16 protein-coding genes and 7 pseudogenes are annotated in these 17,029 nt (G+C 62.9%); 12 read left to right on the top strand and 11 right to left on the bottom strand.

Annotated elements, in window-relative coordinates; translation table 11 throughout:
- Positions 1-17 precede the first annotated feature (17 nt).
- From lepB (H9L14_RS15650) to era, 4 genes and pseudogenes are all read left to right on the top strand, one after another.
- Positions 18-533, top strand: a complete 516-nt coding sequence (lepB, locus tag H9L14_RS15650) for a signal peptidase I (protein ID WP_246444485.1) — start codon at positions 18-20, stop codon at positions 531-533.
- Positions 530-802 (top strand): signal peptidase I, encoded by a 273-nt coding sequence (lepB, locus tag H9L14_RS15645; protein WP_246444483.1) that lies wholly within the window; start codon positions 530-532, stop codon positions 800-802. The genes lepB (H9L14_RS15650) and lepB (H9L14_RS15645) overlap by 4 nt, the downstream gene beginning before the upstream one ends.
- A pseudogene (gene rnc, locus H9L14_RS05155) lies at positions 799-1,460 on the top strand (ribonuclease III). Before lepB (H9L14_RS15645) ends, rnc begins: the two are co-directional and overlap by 4 nt.
- A complete protein-coding gene (gene era / locus H9L14_RS05150) occupies positions 1,457-2,359 on the top strand; it encodes a GTPase Era (protein ID WP_187709482.1) in 903 nt (300 codons plus the stop codon). Before rnc ends, era begins: the two are co-directional and overlap by 4 nt.
- Here era and H9L14_RS05145 read toward each other — a convergent pair.
- Positions 2,356-3,063: an NAD-dependent deacylase gene (locus H9L14_RS05145; protein ID WP_187709481.1), complete on the bottom strand. Its 708-nt coding sequence runs from the start codon at positions 3,061-3,063 to the stop codon at positions 2,356-2,358. The two genes, era and H9L14_RS05145, sit on opposite strands and share 4 nt — an antisense overlap.
- A 235-nt stretch (positions 3,064-3,298) precedes the next feature.
- On the opposite strand from H9L14_RS05145, the pseudogene H9L14_RS17355 reads away from it, so the two are divergent.
- Positions 3,299-3,733, top strand: a pseudogene (locus tag H9L14_RS17355) (DUF4118 domain-containing protein); the annotation flags it as partial.
- A gap of 26 nt (positions 3,734-3,759) precedes the next feature.
- On the opposite strand, the gene H9L14_RS15635 reads toward H9L14_RS17355, so the two are convergent.
- Positions 3,760-3,972: a hypothetical protein gene (locus H9L14_RS15635; RefSeq protein ID WP_246444480.1), complete on the bottom strand. Its 213-nt coding sequence runs from the start codon at positions 3,970-3,972 to the stop codon at positions 3,760-3,762.
- Between H9L14_RS15635 and H9L14_RS05135 the strand changes: the two genes are divergently transcribed.
- From H9L14_RS05135 to nth, 6 genes are all read left to right on the top strand, one after another.
- Complete coding sequence (locus H9L14_RS05135) at positions 3,898-4,206, top strand: sensor histidine kinase (protein ID WP_343070278.1); 309 nt, start codon at positions 3,898-3,900, stop codon at positions 4,204-4,206. The genes H9L14_RS15635 and H9L14_RS05135 overlap by 75 nt on opposite strands.
- 29 nt (positions 4,207-4,235) lie before the next feature.
- On the top strand, positions 4,236-4,994 hold the full coding sequence (locus H9L14_RS05130) for a DUF72 domain-containing protein (protein ID WP_187709478.1): 759 nt from the start codon (positions 4,236-4,238) through the stop codon (positions 4,992-4,994).
- A 132-nt stretch (positions 4,995-5,126) separates the two neighbouring features.
- Complete coding sequence (locus H9L14_RS05125; protein WP_187709477.1) at positions 5,127-5,567, top strand: hypothetical protein; 441 nt, start codon at positions 5,127-5,129, stop codon at positions 5,565-5,567.
- A 94-nt stretch (positions 5,568-5,661) separates the two neighbouring features.
- Positions 5,662-6,096, top strand: a complete 435-nt coding sequence (locus H9L14_RS05120; protein WP_187709476.1) for a hypothetical protein — start codon at positions 5,662-5,664, stop codon at positions 6,094-6,096.
- 60 nt (positions 6,097-6,156) lie between these two features.
- Entirely contained in the window at positions 6,157-6,867 is a 711-nt protein-coding gene (gene dapB, locus H9L14_RS05115; RefSeq protein WP_187709475.1) for a 4-hydroxy-tetrahydrodipicolinate reductase, read from the top strand.
- Complete coding sequence (nth, locus tag H9L14_RS05110; RefSeq protein WP_187709474.1) at positions 6,864-7,586, top strand: endonuclease III; 723 nt, start codon at positions 6,864-6,866, stop codon at positions 7,584-7,586. Before dapB ends, nth begins: the two co-directional genes overlap by 4 nt.
- On the opposite strand, the pseudogene alr reads toward nth, so the two are convergent.
- The 3 genes and pseudogenes from alr to H9L14_RS05095 all read right to left on the bottom strand — a co-directional run bounded on the left by alr (position 7,504) and on the right by H9L14_RS05095 (position 9,363).
- A pseudogene (gene alr, locus H9L14_RS05105) lies at positions 7,504-8,530 on the bottom strand (alanine racemase). The gene nth and the pseudogene alr overlap by 83 nt on opposite strands.
- 9 nt (positions 8,531-8,539) lie before the next feature.
- Entirely contained in the window at positions 8,540-8,926 is a 387-nt protein-coding gene (locus H9L14_RS05100; RefSeq protein WP_187709473.1) for a GFA family protein, read from the bottom strand.
- An 89-nt stretch (positions 8,927-9,015) separates the two neighbouring features.
- Positions 9,016-9,363 (bottom strand): UrcA family protein, encoded by a 348-nt coding sequence (locus H9L14_RS05095; protein WP_187709472.1) that lies wholly within the window; start codon positions 9,361-9,363, stop codon positions 9,016-9,018.
- 151 nt (positions 9,364-9,514) lie between these two features.
- On the opposite strand from H9L14_RS05095, the gene H9L14_RS05090 reads away from it, so the two are divergent.
- Positions 9,515-10,429, top strand: coding sequence for a LysR family transcriptional regulator (locus H9L14_RS05090; protein WP_187709471.1), 915 nt, complete (start codon positions 9,515-9,517; stop codon positions 10,427-10,429).
- On the opposite strand, the gene H9L14_RS05085 is transcribed toward H9L14_RS05090, so the two are convergent.
- The 6 genes and pseudogenes from H9L14_RS05085 to H9L14_RS05060 form a co-directional block, all read right to left on the bottom strand.
- Positions 10,430-11,155, bottom strand: coding sequence for an aspartate/glutamate racemase family protein (locus H9L14_RS05085; protein ID WP_187709470.1), 726 nt, complete (start codon positions 11,153-11,155; stop codon positions 10,430-10,432). It lies immediately after the preceding gene.
- Positions 11,152-11,679: a YcxB family protein gene (locus H9L14_RS05080; protein ID WP_187709469.1), complete on the bottom strand. Its 528-nt coding sequence runs from the start codon at positions 11,677-11,679 to the stop codon at positions 11,152-11,154. Before H9L14_RS05080 ends, H9L14_RS05085 begins: the two co-directional genes overlap by 4 nt.
- Before the next feature lie 2 nt (positions 11,680-11,681).
- Positions 11,682-13,504: pseudogene (gene glmS / locus H9L14_RS05075) on the bottom strand (glutamine--fructose-6-phosphate transaminase (isomerizing)).
- 105 nt (positions 13,505-13,609) lie between these two features.
- Positions 13,610-14,967, bottom strand: a pseudogene (gene glmU, locus H9L14_RS05070) (bifunctional UDP-N-acetylglucosamine diphosphorylase/glucosamine-1-phosphate N-acetyltransferase GlmU).
- A 21-nt stretch (positions 14,968-14,988) separates the two neighbouring features.
- Positions 14,989-16,130 (bottom strand): annotated as a pseudogene (locus tag H9L14_RS05065) (DNA methyltransferase).
- Positions 16,131-16,280: 150 nt separating this feature from the next.
- Positions 16,281-16,966, bottom strand: a pseudogene (locus H9L14_RS05060) (ribonuclease HII).
- Positions 16,967-17,029: the final 63 nt, after the last annotated feature.

The following is a 17,029-nucleotide window of genomic DNA, read 5'->3' as shown; positions in this document are numbered from 1 at the left end:
GGGAGCGCCGCGGCAGCTTGCCGCGTCTTATCGTCTCTGTCCTTCTGCTGGCCTGGGTGATCCGAAGCTTCATCTTCGCGCCGTTCAATATCCCTTCCGGTTCGATGCTGCCCGCCCTCTACATCGGTGACTATGTGATGGTGTCGAAGTGGCCGTATGGCTTCTCCCGCTACAGCTTTCCCTGGGGTTTCCCATCCTTCGACGGCCGCATCTTCAGCAGCTTGCCGGAACGGGGCGACGTCGTCGTCTTTCGTGCCCCCGGCACGGAGGAAGACTTCATCAAGCGCGTGGTCGGCCTGCCCGGCGATACGGTGGAGGTTCAGGGCGGCATGCTGATAGTCAACGGCAAGCCGGTGCCCCGTGAGCAGGCGGGACCTTCACGATGCCGATTTCGGCAAACAGCCCCTGCCGCGTGGTGGCGGGAGCGACGCCGATGTTCGGGCGAACGGACGGCGGCGCTTCGGCATGCCTTTATCCGGTCTATCGGGAAACGCTTCCGGGCGGGCGGAGCTATCAAGTCATCGACCAGGTGAGTAACCCCCGCGGCGACGACGTAGCGCCCATCAAGGTTCCCGGCGGCCACGTCTTTCTGATGGGCGACAACCGTGACGACAGCCTCGACAGCCGCTTCAGCGTCAAGGAAGGCGGCATCGGCTTCGTCCCGATCGAAAATCTGGTGGGTCGGGCGGCATTCATCTTCTGGTCCACCGACGGCACTGCCGAATATGCAAAGCCGTGGACCTGGTTCACGGCACTTCGCGGCGGTCGCATCGCGAGCGCCCTCGACGGACAGTCCCAATGACCGAACTTCGCGACTTCCTGCGCGAGACGCTGGGCCACGATCCAGATGATCTCTCGCTTTTCGAGCGCGCGCTGACGCATGCCAGCGTCGGGAAGGATAGCTACGAGCGGCTGGAATTCCTTGGCGATCGAGTGGTCGGGCTGGTGATCGCTCGCCTGCTCTATGAGCGCTTTGAGAAAGAGCCCGAGGGTAAGCTTTCCCGCCGCTACAATGTCCTCGTGTCGCGAGAAACCTGCGCGGAGATCGGGCGTGGAATGGGACTTCCGGCCTGGATCAGGCTCGGCAAGCAGGCCCGCGACGACGGCGCGAACCAGAGCGAGAATGTCGTGGGAGACGCGGTCGAGTCCCTGGTGGGAGCCCTCCTCATCGACGGCGGACTGAAGAAGGCGGACGCGTTCATAAGACGGGCCTGGGCGCCTTTCGTGGACGCTCAGGGCAAGGCTCCGAAGCACCCGAAGTCGGCGCTCCAGGAGCTTGCTGCAGCGCGCAACTGGGCTGCCCCCGAATATGAAATTGCCCGAAAGAGCGGCGCGCACCATGCCCCCGCTTCACGGTTAAGGTCGGAATCCGGAACGTGGGCGAAGCGACCGCCGAAGGCTCGAGCAAGCAGGAAGCGGAAACCGCGGCCGCATCAGCACTGTTGGACCAACTGAAATGACCGAGAAGACCACACGCGCCGGCTTCGTCGCCGTGATCGGCGCCCCGAATGCCGGCAAATCGACGCTGGTGAATGCCCTTGTCGGCCAGAAGGTCGCGATCGTCAGCGCCAAGGCTCAGACGACGCGCGCCCGGCTGATGGGCATCGCGATTCAGGACCAGTCCCAGATCCTGCTAGTCGACACGCCCGGGATCTTCGAGCCACGGCGACGGCTCGACCGGGCAATGGTCGCCGCGGCCTGGGGCGGTGCCGGGGACGCGGATCTCATCCTGCTCGTCATAGATGCCTCGGACGGCCTCAATCGTGAGGTCGAGCGCATCATCGACAATCTTGGGCATCGCGACCACCCCTTGTGGATCGCGCTCAATAAGGTCGACCTCGTCAAGAAGCCCAACCTGCTGACCTTGTCGGTTGCGCTCACGGAGCGGCTGAACCCCGATAAGGTGTTCATGATCAGCGCAGCGCAGGGAGATGGCGTGCCCGACCTTAAGGGAGCGCTCGCCGAAGCGATGCCGGACGGCCCCTGGCTATACCCGGAAGACGAGGTCTCCGACGCGACCGATCGAATGATTGCCGCGGAGATGACCCGCGAGCAAATATTCAACCAACTCCATCAGGAATTGCCCTATTCGTCTGCGATCGAGACCGAGAGCTGGGAGGACCGTCCCGACGGATCGACCGTCATCCACCAGCAAATCTTCGTCGAGCGCGACAGCCAAAAGGCGATCGTGATCGGCAAGGGCGGATCGCGGCTGCGGACCATCGGCGAGAAGGCCCGCGCGGAGATTAGCGAGCATCTCGGCCGCAAGGTCCACCTGTTCCTGCACGTTAAGGTCAATCCACGCTGGGGCGAGGACCGCTCTCTCTACGAAGACATCGGCCTGGAGTGGTCTGACTAGGGTCCGATCATCTCCGCGACCCACGTCGGCACCAGCTTTCCGGCAGGTCCAAGCCGGCTCTCGTCGAAGAGCGTGCTGCCGATGCTTGGATCCAGGTTCATCTCGAGCGTCCGGGCGCCGCAGCAGCGGGCGGTCTGCACGAAGCCGGCGGCCGGATACACCGCGCCTGAGGTTCCAATCGACACGAACAGGTCGGCTCGCCGCAGCGCTTCGTCGATGCGATCCATGTCATAGGGCATCTCGCCGAACCACACGATGTCGGGACGGACTTGGCCCACCTCTCCGCATTGCAGGCACGACGCGCCTTCGCCCATCGGTCCTTCCCAGGCGAAACGCTCGCCGCACGCGAGGCACCATCCGCTGGTCAACTCTCCGTGCATGTGCAGCAGGCGCTTCGAGCCCGCGCGCTCATGCAGGTCGTCGACATTCTGGGTAACGAGCAGGAGTTCCCCCGGCCATTCGGCATCGAGCCGCGCTAGCGCCTTGTGCGCGGCGTTCGGTTCGACCTCGCAGAGACGCGCTCGCCGCGCATCGTAGAAGCGATGCACCAGGACTGGGTCGCGCCGATAGGCCTCTGGCGTCGCAACGTCCTCGACCCGGTGATCTTCCCACAGACCGTCCGCCGCCCGGAATGTTGCGAGGCCGCTTTCCGCCGACACGCCGGCCCCGGTCAGGATTACGATGTTGCGTATTTCGCGGCTCATGATCGCGGCGTATCTCCGGCGGCAGAACTTTCACATAGGTTAGACGGCAGAGTTAACGAGATCGTCGGTGACATTCGCTTTCTGACTGATAATAATCGTTTTCCGGTTCGGGCTTCGAGCCATTCCTGGGGCGACAATTCGCAAGATACTTTACTCGCGTCTGCCGCAGCGCTGGGCCCATCGAGCCCCGCCGCTGCTCGTCGAATTGTCGATTGGAATCATCGCGGCCATTCTGATGGTCTGGGTCCGAGCTCAGCTCGAACCCATCGCCAACGATCGTGCGCCTTACGCACTGAACTTCCTCGCGGTCGTGACCGCCGCCATGCTCGCCGGCTGGCGAAGCGGGCTGGTTGCCTTGGTCGTGGGTCAGTTACTCATCTGGTACGCGATCGTTCCCCCGGCCTGGAGTTTTAGCATTCCGGACGCCGAACGTGCAGGGGGATTGATCATTGCCACGTTCTCCCAGCTCCTGGTCCTCCTCGTAATTGGTCTTTATCAGCGCGAAGTCGACAAGGGCACGGCGGAGCGTGAACGCCGCATGGAACTGTTGAACCACGCCCTCAACGAAATCGACCACCGGACCCGCAACAACCACCAGACCGTCCTGGCGCTCGTCCAGCTTCAGGCTCAACGGTCCAGCGACGATAATGTCAGGGCCGCGCTGCACCAGGTCGCCGATCGCATCCAGGCGATTGCTCATGCAAGCGAGCGCCTTGCCCTTCGCAGCGGGACCTCGAGCACGTCCGGCTGGACGACCACCTTTGCGGCCTGTGCGAGCAAATCGAACGCGGACTTTCCCGGCAGCACGTCAACGTCAGCTGCGACGTCGAGGAGATCACGACCAGCGCCGACAAGGCAATCCCGATTGCCATCATCGTTAATGAACTCGTCACGAACGCCCTCAAACACGCGTTCGATGGCCGCGATGAGGGTCAGGTCTTCGTGAAGGGCCGCATGAACGGTGAGCTCAAATTGACGATCACAGACAACGGCGTCGGCATGAAAGGTCGGTCAACGGGCAAGCGCGGCGGACTCGGCACGAAACTCGTCGAGAATTTCGCCCGACAGCTCGGCGCCCGGCATGAGGTGGTCTCGACCGAAACGGGAACTACGCACGCTTTCACCATCCCCACTGCCGCCTAGCCCGGCATGCCGTTATAGAGCCGGCGATTATGGCTGGCGCGAAGCAAGGTAGGATCAGGATTGGAATCGGCGGGTGGACCTACGAGCCTTGGCGCGGCGTATTCTATCCGTCCGACCTGCCGCAGAAGCGCGAACTTGAATATGCCTCGCGGCACCTCGGCGCGATCGAGATAAACTCGACCTTCTACTCGCGCCAAAGCCCCAAAAGCTGGGCCGCCTGGGCGGCCGCGGTGCCCGACGACTTCCAGTTTGCGGTGAAGGCGTCCCGCTACTGCGTGACCCGGCCGAAGCTCTGTGATGCCGGCGAAGGGATCGGCAACTTCTATGCCCAGGGTCTTTCGGCGCTCGGACCGAAGCTAGGCCCGACCCTCTGGATGCTTGCGAAGCACCGCAAGTACGACCGCGAGGACATCGCAGCATTTCTGAAGCTGATTCCCCGCGCGCTCGACGGAATTCAGTTGCGCCACGCACTTGAGCCGCGACACGAGAGCTTCCGGGACGACGGCTTCTTCGATCTCTGCCGCGAGCACGACGTGGCAGTCGTATTCGGCGACGACGACGAATTTCCCTGCATCGATGCGGACACGGCAAGCTTCCGATACGCCCGCCTGCAGCGGATGCACGAGGAGCTTCCGACCGGGTACGACGACGAGGCGCTCGACGGCTTTGCAGGACGAGTCCAGCACTGGGTCGCGAATGGCGACGATGCCTATGTCTTCATGATCAACGGCGCCAAGGTCCGTGCACCTGCCGCCGCCGCAGCCCTCCAGCAGCGCCTGGTTGTTTAATTTACATTAGGACCGACTCGGTAACGAGGTCTATGAGGCGCGCCGGAGCGACGCCGTCCAGGCGTTCCGCCGATAGGCGACGCCGCTCCCATTAGCCGGAAACACTCGGGTTTCCGGACCGGGAGCATCTCAATGCGTAAGACTATGATTGCCGCACTCGGTGCGGCTGCAATGCTATTATCTACCCCTGCCGTATCGCAGGATTTCCCAGTCAAGGGCGGCGACTATTGGACCGTTGCCGAAATCACCATCGATGACGGCCATTTCGGCGATTACGCCGACCACCTTGCCGGCCTCTATCGCAAGTCCATCGACTTCCAGAAGTCCAAGGGCTGGATCAAGGCCTCCTACATCCTTTCGAACGTCAACAAGCGCGCCGGAGAGCCGGACCTTTACCTGGTGACGATCGCCGATCGGCCCACCACTCCGGCGGAAGACGACGCGCGCGCAAAAGAAACCAACGCTTATCTCCAATCAAGCGCACGCCAGTCGGACAGCCAGAGTGGCGAACGCGCAAAGTATCGCAAGCTCGGCGGCAACATGCTGCTCCAGGAGCTGGTCTACCGGAAGTAGGTCTTGCGGGCCCGGAACCGGTTTCAGTCGGGTCCGGGACAGCCTGTCTAGCGTGAGCGCCGGTCATCTGCCGGCAACTTAGGGGATTACAAATATGCGTAAATATCTTATCGGGGCTGCAGCGTTGGCCCTAACCTGGTCGCTTCCTGCGTTCGCTCAGGACAGCGCGGTCAAGGCCGGTCCGTTCTGGCAAGCAAACCGCATCTACGTCGAAGACGGGCAGTTCGAAAATTACATGGACTGGTTGTCGAAGACCTGGACAGCCAACCAAGAATACGCGAAATCTCAGGGCTGGCTGCTGGAATATCATATTCTCAACAGCGTCAATCCACGGGACGGCGAGCCAAACGTCATCCTGCTCACCCGCTTTAACGACGTCCCGTCCGCGGCGGAATCAGAGCGCCGCAACGCGATGATGAACCAGCGCATGCAGCAGACGGACAAGAGCGCCGACGCCGCCAGCGGCGACCGGACAAAGATGCGCAAGTTGATGGGCAGCGCTCTTTACGTGGAGATGCTCAAGCGTTGAGCCGAACCGCGGCGCCGGCGCCTGTTGCGCGGGCACCGGCGCTGAGCCATCAGTGCCAGCATGCGCACTGACGAGCAGCCGACCCGCATCAGCCTCTTCGCACCGAACGGCCGAATGGGCCGCGCCATTGCGACCGCGGTCGCCGACGATCCTGGCTTCGAGATCGATGCTGACCATGGCGACGTAATCGTCGATTTTTCGGCTCCGTCTGCGCTGCAGGCGAGCCTCGATCGCGCGCTCGCAGCGGCCGTCCCGATCCTGGTCGGAACGACTGGGCTAGACGATTTCGCGAGCCGAAGGATTTCAGCGGCGGCAAAGGACATTGCCGTCCTCCGCGCAGCGAACACTTCCTTGGGCGTCGCCCTGCTTTCCGACCTCGTCGAGCGCGCGGCGAGCGTACTTGGCCCCGAGTGGGACATCGAGATCCTAGAAATGCACCATCGGCAAAAAACCGACGCACCGTCGGGGACTGCACTGGCACTCGGTGACGCCGCGGCCCGCGGGCGCGGAACGAAACTGAATGCAGAACGTGGCCGTAAGGGCACCAACCTCAAGCGGGAGGAAGGCGCGATCGGCTTCGCCTCGCTTCGCGGCGGTACGGTCGCCGGCGACCACGATGTCATTTTCGCCGGCCCCGAGGAGCGCCTGATTCTTTCGCACCGGGCCGAGAATCGCATGATCTTCGCGCGGGGCGCGCTTGCTGCCGCGAAGTTCCTCGTCGGCAAGCCAGCAGGCATCTATTCGATGCGCGACGTCATCGACGCACTGTGACGCGCGAGCAGGTTTTCGAGTTTTTCCGCAGGCTTGCCGAGGAGAACCCCTCGCCAACCACTGAACTTGAGTACGAGAATCCGTACACATTGCTCGTCGCCGTCGTCTTGTCCGCCCAGGCGACCGACGCCAGCGTGAACATCGCCACCCGGCCGCTGTTCGAACACGTGAAGACGCCGGAGCAGATGGTTTCGCTGGGCGAAACGAAGGTCCGTGACGCGATCAAGACGATCGGCTTGTTCAACACCAAGGCGAAGAACGTCATCGCTCTTTCGGAAGCGCTGATCCGCGACCACGGGAGCAAAGTGCCCGGCAGTCGCGAAGAGCTGGAAAAGCTACCCGGCGTCGGCCGGAAGACCGCTAACGTGGTGCTCAACACGGCCTTCCATGAAGAGACCTTCGCGGTCGACACGCACATTTTCCGAGTCTGCAATCGAACCGGCCTTGCGCCTGGCAAGGACGTGCTCAAGGTCGAGCTGAAGCTCGAGAAGGTTGTCCCCCAACCCTTCCGGCTTAACGCGCACCACTGGCTGATCCTGCACGGCCGCTACATCTGCAAGGCACGAAAGCCAGAATGCTGGCGGTGCCCGGTGATCGACCTCTGCCGATACAAGCCGAAAACGCCCGAACCGGGGTCTAAGGCCAGCGCCTCTCGAAACGCGAGCCCAAGGTCGTCAGCAGTTCGTACTGGGAAAGCCCAGAAGCCTCGGACGCCGTAGGCAGGTCGTAATCGATCTCGACCCACTCGCCTTCCCTAATATCAGGGTCGCATCACAACGCACTGCAATCAGGTCCATCGAAACCCGGCCGAGCACAGGCAGCGCGAATTCGCCAGCAAATGCCGTACCCTTCGAGGAGAAGCCTCGGAGATAGCCGTCAGCATAGCCAATGTTCAGGATCGCGGCCTCGGTGTCCGCATCGGCGACGAAGGTCGCGCCATAGCCGCAGCTTTCGCCAGCCCGGATTGTGCGCCGCTGCACAATTTGCGCTTCGATGTGCGCGACTTGCTGGATCTGTCCTTCGGCCTCCTGGCGAGGAATGCCGCCGTAGAGGGCCAAGCCCGGCCTCACGAGGTCGAAGCTGTAGTCGGGCCGATACAGGTACCGGCAGAATTGGCCAGGCTGTAACGCTTGGCCGGCACCTGTGCGGCCACCTCGCGAAAGCGCTGCAGCTGAGCCGCGTTCAAGTCGTGATCCTCGTCGGCACAAGCGAGATGGCTGTGCAGCGTATCGATGGAGAGACCGTTCAGGGCTGCGATCTCATCCGGCCGAAGGCCGAGCCGGTTCATGCCCGTGTCGATCATCACGTCACAGACGCGACCAGGCGCAGCCTGTTTCCAGCGCGAAACTTGCTCGACAGAGTTGAGAACTGGCCGCGCGGTAGAGGCCAGAGCCGCCTCGACGTCGTCAGGGCCAACACCGTGCAGCACTACAAGGCTCGCGTCGCCTGGAACCGCTCCAAGCTCTTCCGCTTCCGGCCAGACGGACACGAAGAAGTCGCGGCATCCAGCACCGTGAAGCGCCCGCATCGTCTCCCGCGCGCCAAGGCCATAGGCGTCCGCCTTGATCGCCGCTCCCGCCGGAACTCCGGCGCGATCGGCGAGCCAGCGCCAGTTATGAACAAGGGCCGAGCTATCGATGGTCAGGCGTAGCGGACGATGCATCCGACGCGCCTAGCCGCCCGCCTGTTCGCCGTCGAGGCGCGCCTTTGCGTTCTCCCAATGCCTCCCGTTGAACTGTTCGATTTCGAGTTCGACCGCTTCATCGAGGCAGTTTGCGTTGACGCTCCACGCATCAGGATGAGACCGCGGCTGATAGAAGCTCTTCACCCCGCAATTCGAGCAGAAGAGGTGCTCCGCTGAGCCGGTGCCGAAGCGGTAGCTCGCCAAGGCGTCGCGTCCGGTCAGCAACTCGAACTCCGAGTGCGGGACTATGACGTGCAGGAAGCCCGTCATCGAGCAAATCGAGCAATTGCAGTCGAGTGCGTGCACCGGCGCGTCGGGCATCCTCGCCGTGAAACGCACCGTGCCACAATGACAGCCGCCTGAAACCTCGATCATGTGTCGGCTCTAAGTGTGGCGCCTGCACCAGACAAGGCGAAGGGCGCCCCGGGGAGGCCGGGACGCCCTTCTTGGAGAGCTCGTGAAACTTAACGGCTGGCAGTGATCGCGATGACCGCTCCGCGGTTCGCGGCGGCGAGCAACGCTTCTCGCTCGGCGGCGGCACGCTGGATCGCTTCGTCGCGGCACTGGCGGACCTTGTTCTGGCCGACGAGATCGGAGTCTGAAGGAACGCCGCAGACTTCGCGTGCCGCCTGGGCAAGCCGGCGATCGAGAGCCTGCTGACCACGCTCGCTGGTGAGGTTGAGGTCGGCTGTCTTCACATAGCTGACGTAGGTCTGCTCGACTGCCGGTGTCTCGGCGAGGGCCGGAACTGCCTTGATCAGACCAGCGGTGATGATCGCGGATGCAATCGCAAGAACGAATGGGTTTCTCATGTCGCTACCCCTTGTTTGTCTGGGACCGGAGCTTACCGGCGCGACCCTTCAACTAATCCCGAAAACCGGTTCGTGTAAGCAACGATATCGTGCTATGATTCTGCAAAATTGCAGAACGGAAATAGCGCCTTTAGGCGCTAAATTGCAGCCCATGCTCGATTGGAACGACCTCCGTTATTTCCTCGCTGTTGCCCGTGACGGCAGCACGCTTGCGGCAGCGCGGGCGCTGCGAGTGAGCCAGACGACAGTTGCCCGACGGATCACGGCGCTGGAGGAAGCGCTTGGTGTTAGGCTCTTCGAAAAGCGCCAAGCCGGCTACACTCTGACGCCTGAAGGGCAGAGCCTGCTTGGCCAGGCCAAGACGGTCGAATCCGCCCTCAACAGCTTCGCCGATGCCGCCTCGGCCCATTCGCGAGATGTCAGCGGCACCGTGAAGATCACGACCGAGGAGGTCTATGCGATTACCATCCTCGCACCCCTGCTTCGCGAGCTTCACGAGGCCTTCCCGGAGATAGTTATCGAACTGGATACGTCGCAGTCCGTCCGCGATCTCGGTGCTGGAGAGGCAGACATCTCGCTACGAAGCACAAAGGCCGAGTCTCAGCTGTCAGCCGGCCTGGTCGGCCGCCAGCTCTGCATCGACGACTGGGCGCTTTACTGCAGCCGTGACTATGCGGCTCGAAACGGCGTCCCGCGGAACAGGGCGCAGCTGAAGAAACACTCGTTCATTGGCGGCGGCGGCGGCAATCTGTGGATTCATTATCAGAACTGGCTGCAGCAACTTGGGCTGGAGCAACAGGTCGCCATGCACCATGCGACCTCGGGCGGTCTCCTGTCCGGAGTGAGGTCCGGCTTCGGAATAGCAGTGCTGCCCTGCGTAGTCGCCGATGGCGATCCGGACCTCGTCCAATGCCTGACGCCGCGCAGCGATCACGGACGCCTGTTGTGGCTCTTCACGCATGAGCGGGTACGCCATACGCCGCGGGTTCGGGCCGTTGTCGACTTTCTCTACGACAAACTCAGCAAGCACGTCCGCAAGCTCGAGGCGACGCGCCAAGCCGCCTGACTACTCGATCGGTCCGCCGCGCCAGGTCGGCATCGGCCGCTCACCGATTGCGACTTCCACCGCGGCCTTCGCGAGCAATTGCGTCGATTCCAGCGTCGGGAGCGGCGAGACGTCCTTCGTCACCAGCAGCGGAATCTCCGTGCAGACAAGCGCAACCGCATCGCAGCCATCCCGCCGCAGCTTCTCGATGATGCGGACGTAGGCGTCGCGCGAGCGCTCGGTGAAAACGCCCAGGCAAAGCTCGTCGAAGATGACATCGTTGACGAGCTTCTGGTCCTCCGCCGAGGGAACGGCCCAGCCGATGCCGCGGCGTCCGAACGCACCGGGATAGACCGGACCGTTCATCGTATATTTGGTTCCAAGGATGCCGACCTTAATGCGACCTTCCCTCAGCGCTTGGTCGGCCACCACCTCGCCGATATTGAGGCCGGGGATCGGGAAGGCATCTCCGGGTGATTCCATCGCGATGTGCGCCGTATTGTCCGGAAGAACGAAGAAATCCGCGCCCGCCGCTGCGAGCTTCTTGGCATCCTTCATGAAGAATGAGCGGAGCGTTTCATTGTCGCCGCTTTCCCATGCATCGAGGACCAGCGCCATCGGCGAGCAGGTCATGATGATCTCGGGATGCATGTGCGGCCCGAGCCGGGCGACGCCCTCCAGGCAGGCGGAATGAAAACAAAGGGTCGCGCCTTCGAAGCTGTGAGCCAGAATGCCGATATGTTTCACAGCCGGTGGTGCCTCTTCCAAAGTTCCTGTGTTGTCTGCACGAAGGCATCGAAGTCCGCGCTGGATGCGAACGCGCGTCGCGGGATGATGAAGGCCTGGCGGCGGGTCGAATAGACGAAGAGGCGCGGCTCTTCGACGTGGATGCGGGGAATGGCCGACCAACGAAGCTCAGTCTTACCGCGCGTCGATTCCGCCCGGAAGCAGTCGTCGGCCACCGTCAGTCGTTGCTCACGGAGCAGGTCGTCGCGCCTCGCGACGCGATCGATCGCCCAGGCGCCGATGTGTGCCCCGTAGCGATAGAGCAGCAGGTAGGCGACCAAGATAATTGCGAGAACGGGCAGATAAATCAGGACGCGCGAGGAGCCTGCAAGAAGGCAAATTGCGATCAGCACGCCCGCCAGGGCAAACAGCGCCCACGCCAGACGAAAGAGCCAGCTTACGATGCGGGGCCGGCCGAGCTCCGCGAGCGCGACGAAATCGGAACGGTCATATCTGAACGGCAGCGTCTGAGGCTCGCCGGCCATGTTCACTCGACCGTGACGCTCTTCGCGAGATTGCGCGGCTGGTCGACGTCCGTGCCCTTCAGGACCGCCGTGTGATAGGCGAGAAGTTGCACCGGAACCGCGTAAACCAGCGGCGCGATCAGCGGATGGACCTCCGGCATCTCGATCGTCGCAATGCACCCCTCCCCGGCATCCTCCAGGCCCTTGGCATCGCTGATCAGCACGATCTTGCCGCCGCGCGCGCGGACCTCCTGCATGTTACTGACGGTCTTCTCGAAAAGGGGCCCCGACGGCGCGAGCACGATCACCGGCACGGCTTCGTCAATCAGGGCGATCGGGCCGTGCTTCATCTCACCGGCCGCATAGCCTTCGGCGTGGATGTAGCTGATCTCCTTGAGCTTCAGCGCGCCTTCCAGAGCCAGGGGATAGTCGGGCCCGCGGCCAAGGTAGAGCACGTCCCGGGCGGGCGCGATGAGGTGGGCCATCGCCGCAATGTCGTCGTCGTGGCCAAGCGCGGCGTTCAGCGCTGCCGGCGCCTCCTGCAGGTGCGCAACGATATCCTGCTCTTCTTCGCGTGTTAGGCGACCCTTGGCCCGCGCCAGGTTTGCGGACAGGGCCGCAAGAACCGCAAGTTGACAGGTGAAGGCCTTGGTCGACGCGACGCCGATTTCTGGCCCCGCGTGCGTTGGAAGTAGAAGATCTGCCTCGCGAGCCATCGAGCTTGTCGGCACGTTCACCACAACCGCAATGCGCTGCTTCTCGCTACGGGCATGACGAAGCGCTGCCAGTGTGTCTGCAGTTTCGCCAGACTGACTTATGAAGAGCGCCAGGCCGCCCGGCTCCAGCACCGGTTGGCGGTACCGGAACTCGCTTGCGACATCGATGTCGACCGGAACGCGAGCAAATTGCTCGATCCAGTATTTGGCGACCATTCCGGCGTAGAAGCTGGTTCCGCAGGCAACGATCGTGACTCGGCCGACGGTTGCGAGGTCGAGATCGCCGGTGGGGAGCGCGACTTCGCCTTCGAAGGGACGGACGTAGCTCTGGAGAGTCTGGGCAACTACGATCGGCTGCTCGTAGATCTCCTTCTGCATGTAGTGGCGGTAATTGCCCTTCTCGACCGGGCCGAAGATGCGCCGGACTCGACAATCTCGCGCTCGACCGGCTCGTTGTCGCGGTCGAAGATTTCGATGTTCTCGCGACGGACAACCGCCCAGTCGCCCTCATCGAGATAGGCGATGCGCTGGGTCCAGGGCGCTACGGCAAGCGCGTCAGACCCAAGATAGTTTTCGCCGTCGCCGTAACCCACGGTCAGCGGCGCGCCCATGCGAGCGCCTATGATCAGGTCGGGATGGTCGCGGAACAGGAACGCGATCGCGAAGGCGCCCTGCAGGCGAGGCAGCACGGTCGCGACTGAGTCCTGCGGCGAGGCTCCGCCCTCGACCTCGCGGGCTACAAGGTGCGCGACGACTTCCGTGTCGGTCTCACTCTTGAACTCACGACCGTCGGCAATGAGCTCCTCACGGAGTGGCTTGAAATTCTCGATGATCCCGTTGTGGACGATCGCGACAGGCCCAACGATGTGCGGGTGGGCATTGTCGACTGTGGGCGCGCCGTGCGTCGCCCAACGCGTGTGGGCGATGCCGATGGTCCCGCCGAGCGGCTCCTGCGCGAGTTCGCGCGCAAGATTTTCGAGCTTTCCTTCGGCTCGACGCCGAACCAGCTCGCCATGGTCAATCGTGCAGATGCCGGCACTGTCATAACCGCGATATTCGAGGCGCTTCAGGCCATCGAACAGGCGCTGAGCGACCTCACTTTTGCCGACAATTCCAACGATTCCGCACATAATCCCTCACTGGACGATCACGTCCGACCCGGTCGCCACCGCCCTAGTATTTTCGGCTTGTAAGTAAACCAGTGGGCGCAGCCTGAAATTATTCCAAGCTCGGCATTAGCCTGCGGCCCTTTTCGCCAGCATTCGATCGCGGAAGCGTTTTGCCCAGCCGGCGATCCCCCTCTGCTCGCTGCGTTCGACGGCAAGGCTGTCGGGCGCGACGTCCTTGGTGATGACCGAGCCAGCTCCAACGATTGCGCCCGGACCTATCGTCACCGGTGCGACAAGCGCGGTGTTTGAGCCAATGAACGCGCCCTTGCCGATCACCGTATTGTACTTGCCGAAACCGTCGTAATTGCAGGTGATCGTTCCAGCGCCGATGTTCGCATCCGCGCCGACGTCCGCATCCCCGATGTAGGACAGGTGGTTGGCCTTCGCGCCGGGCCCAGCACCGCCTTCTTCACCTCGACGAAATTGCCGACCTTCGCCTTCTCGCCGATCTTCGCGCCTGGGCGGAGGCGGGCAAACGGCCCGATCACCGCCTTGGTCGCGATAGTCGCCCCCTCGATGTGGCTGAATGCCTTAATCGTCGCTCCGTCGGCGACCTCGACGCCCGGGCCAAAGACGACATGCGGTTCGACAGTGACGTCGCGGCCGAGCTTGGTGTCGGCCGCGAACCAGACGCTCTCGGGATCAATCAGGGTGGCGCCGTCCTGAAGCGCTTGCTCACGGCGGCGGCGCTGCCAATCGAGCTCGAGATGGGCGAGCTCGGCGCGACTGTTCACGCCGGCAGTCTCGTAGGGATCGCCTTCGATGACGACCGCGTCGCGGCCTTCCGCGGCGGCGATGTTGACGACGTCAGGCAGGTAATATTCGCCCGCCGCATTGTCGTTCCCGACCTGGTCGAGCCAGCGGAACAGATCCTTCGAACGCAACGCCATCATACCGCTGTTACAGAGGCGGACGGTCCGCTCCTCTTCGGTCGCGTCCTTGAACTCGACCATCTTGGCGATGTGATCGCCTTCGCCGAGGATGATGCGTCCGTATTTCAGCGGATCGTCCGGCGTGGAAGCCAGGACGACGACGCCAGGCCCGCCTCCGCCATCAAGGCGGTCAAGCATCCGCTTCAGCGTCTCGGGCTCAACAAAAGGCGTGTCGCCATAGAGGATGAGGACCGCACCCTCATAACCTGCAAGCGCGTCTTGCGCCTGCTGGACAGCGTGGGCGGTGCCCTTCTGCTCCACCTGATGCGCGATACTGACATCGCGACCTTTCAGCGCCTTCTCGACCTGGTCCCGGCCCTTGCCGACGACGACGACGCGTTTCTCGGCACCCAGACGGTCGACGCTGTCGAGCAGGTGCATCAGCAGCGCCTTGCCGGCGATCGGATGCAGGACCTTGTGCGTGTCCGAGCGCATGCGGGTGCCTTGACCCGCCGCGAGGATCACGACTGCGAAATTGGGTGTGTCGCTCATGCGGGTCGGAGCAATGGCACCTTAGCCCAGACCGGCCAAGTGCCTTTGCCGAAGCGCGTCGATCGGCTGAAGCGCCCCAGCTTCCTCGACATGCCAAAAGCTCCAGCCATTGCAGGAGGGAGCGCCCTGCAATGCAGCGCCGACCTTGTGGATTGAGCCCGCATGTGCCTCGCAGGCAATCGATCCGTCGGCGCAGACTTTCGCCTGCCACCGGCGCTTGCTGTCGGTAAGCACCGTTCCGGGTGCGACCATGCCGTACTCAACAAGAAGTCCGAATGCGACCCGCGGCGCAGAGCGCTTGTCGGGAGCCACCTGCATCGCGCTCTCGTCAAGGGCAGGGTCGATGCGATCCGTTCACGAGCAACCTTCACATAGGACGGCTCGCGCTCGATGCCTATCCAGCGGCGGCCGAGACGCCGCGCAACCGCGCCGGTCGTGCCGGTCCCGAAGAATGGATCGAGCACGATATCGCCCGGCTTCGTGCAGGCGAGCAGGATGCGATAGAGCAAAGCCTCCGGCTTCTGCGTCGGATGGGCCTTGATGCCTTCGTCGTCCTTAACGCGCTCCTGGCCGCTGCAGATGGGCAGCACCCAGTCGGACCGCATCTGAAGGTCGTCGTTGAGCGCCTTCATCGCGCGATAGTTGAAGGTGTAGCGCGCCTTCTCATCCTTCGCACACCAGATCAAAGTCTCGTGGGCGTTGGTGAAACGAGTGCCGCGGAAGTTCGGCATCGGGTTGGCCTTGCGCCAGATCACGTCATTCAGGATCCAAAATTCGGCATCCTGAAGCAGTGAGCCCACGCGGAAGATGTTGTGATAGCTGCCGATCACCCAGATCGTGCCATTGTCCTTCAGGATACGGCGCGCCTCGGCGAGCCATTCGCGGGTGAAATTGTCATAGGCGGCGAGGCTGTCGAACTTGTCCCACTCATCATCGACAGCGTCGACGCGGCTTCCTTCCGGCCGGAACAAGTCGCCGCCAAGCTGCAAATTGTAAGGCGGGTCCGCGAAGATCATGTCGACGGACTTGTCGGGGAGGCGCGCCATTTCGGCGATGCAGTCACCCATCAAAATCTCGTCGAAAGGAAGCTCGCGCTTCGGCTTTGTACTTGCACGCGGGCGCAAAGCGCCCTTGGTCTCCGCGATGCGGGCAATAAGATTCATGCGACTGTGCCCCCTTTGCGTCGAAGGGTGAGTCAGGCCCGACTCGCGGTCAAGCGAACAGAGGTTAACGCGCTTTGGGGACACGACGGAACGAAGAGAGTCCGCGAAGACTCGACCACAAGATGTTGAGTCCGCCCGGACTCACGAGACTCAACCTGTGGTGGTGTGACTCAAAGGACTCGCGACGGCGATTTCCGGAAGCTCGAGCTCCGGTTGGGCGGCTGCGGCGATCATGTCACGGACCAGGCCAAAGCTCCGGCGGTGCAGCGGCGTCGGTCCAAGCTCACGCAAGGCGCGACGGTGATCGGGGTCGGATAGCCGCGATTTCGCTCCCATCCGTAACCAGGATAAGTCTCGGCATGAGCTGCCATCATCCGGTCGCGAGTGACCTTGGCGATGATCGATGCCGCAGCGATAGAGCGACATTTGGCGTCGCCGTCGACGATAGCCTTCGACGGCCTCTGCCACTTCGGCGTGGCATTCCCGTCGACTAGAACCCAGGCTGGCTCGATGCCAAGCGCCTCTACCGCCCGGGTCATCGCCAGCATGCGTGCCCAGTAGATATTGATGCTGTCGATCTCCTCGACGCTGGCGATGCCGACTCCGAACGCCGCTACCTTGGTGATCTTGGCGTAGAGCGCCTCACGCTTCTCAAGCGGCAAATTCTTGGAATCGTCGATCCCGCGCGGGAATTTGTTGCGGTCGAGGATGCAGGCCGCCGCAACCACCGGCCCTGCCAGCGGCGCGCAGCCCGCCTCATCCACGCCGGCCAGCGGCTGGGGAAATCCAGCTCGATCTTGAAGGAACAGCGGCGAGGCATTTGCGCCTAAGCCTATGGAGACCCTCGGTGAGTCGCCAGACGACGACTCACAAAACTGTGGATTTATTCGACGCGCCAG

The organism is Sphingomonas sediminicola (genome assembly GCF_014489515.1).
GTDB classification, from domain to species: Bacteria; Pseudomonadota; Alphaproteobacteria; order Sphingomonadales; family Sphingomonadaceae; genus Sphingomicrobium; species Sphingomicrobium sediminicola.
The sequence above is the reverse complement of the archived record's forward strand: the minus strand, read 5'-3'. Positions and strand labels throughout refer to the sequence as shown.

Excerpts from the sequence above, each read along its gene's own strand:
- H9L14_RS05100 (WP_187709473.1), bottom strand. The coding sequence starts at position 8,926 with ATGATCGAGGTTTCAGGCGGCTGTCATTGTGGCACGGTGCGTTTCACG.
- H9L14_RS05145 (WP_187709481.1), bottom strand. The coding sequence starts at position 3,063 with ATGAGCCGCGAAATACGCAACATCGTAATCCTGACCGGGGCCGGCGTG.
- H9L14_RS05130 (WP_187709478.1), top strand. The coding sequence starts at position 4,236 with ATGGCTGGCGCGAAGCAAGGTAGGATCAGGATTGGAATCGGCGGGTGG.
- H9L14_RS05095 (WP_187709472.1), bottom strand. The coding sequence starts at position 9,363 with ATGAGAAACCCATTCGTTCTTGCGATTGCATCCGCGATCATCACCGCT.
- H9L14_RS05090 (WP_187709471.1), top strand. The coding sequence starts at position 9,515 with ATGCTCGATTGGAACGACCTCCGTTATTTCCTCGCTGTTGCCCGTGAC.
- dapB (WP_187709475.1), top strand. The coding sequence starts at position 6,157 with ATGCGCACTGACGAGCAGCCGACCCGCATCAGCCTCTTCGCACCGAAC.
- H9L14_RS05080 (WP_187709469.1), bottom strand. The coding sequence starts at position 11,679 with ATGGCCGGCGAGCCTCAGACGCTGCCGTTCAGATATGACCGTTCCGAT.
- era (WP_187709482.1), top strand. The coding sequence starts at position 1,457 with ATGACCGAGAAGACCACACGCGCCGGCTTCGTCGCCGTGATCGGCGCC.
- H9L14_RS05125 (WP_187709477.1), top strand. The coding sequence starts at position 5,127 with ATGCGTAAGACTATGATTGCCGCACTCGGTGCGGCTGCAATGCTATTA.
- H9L14_RS05120 (WP_187709476.1), top strand. The coding sequence starts at position 5,662 with ATGCGTAAATATCTTATCGGGGCTGCAGCGTTGGCCCTAACCTGGTCG.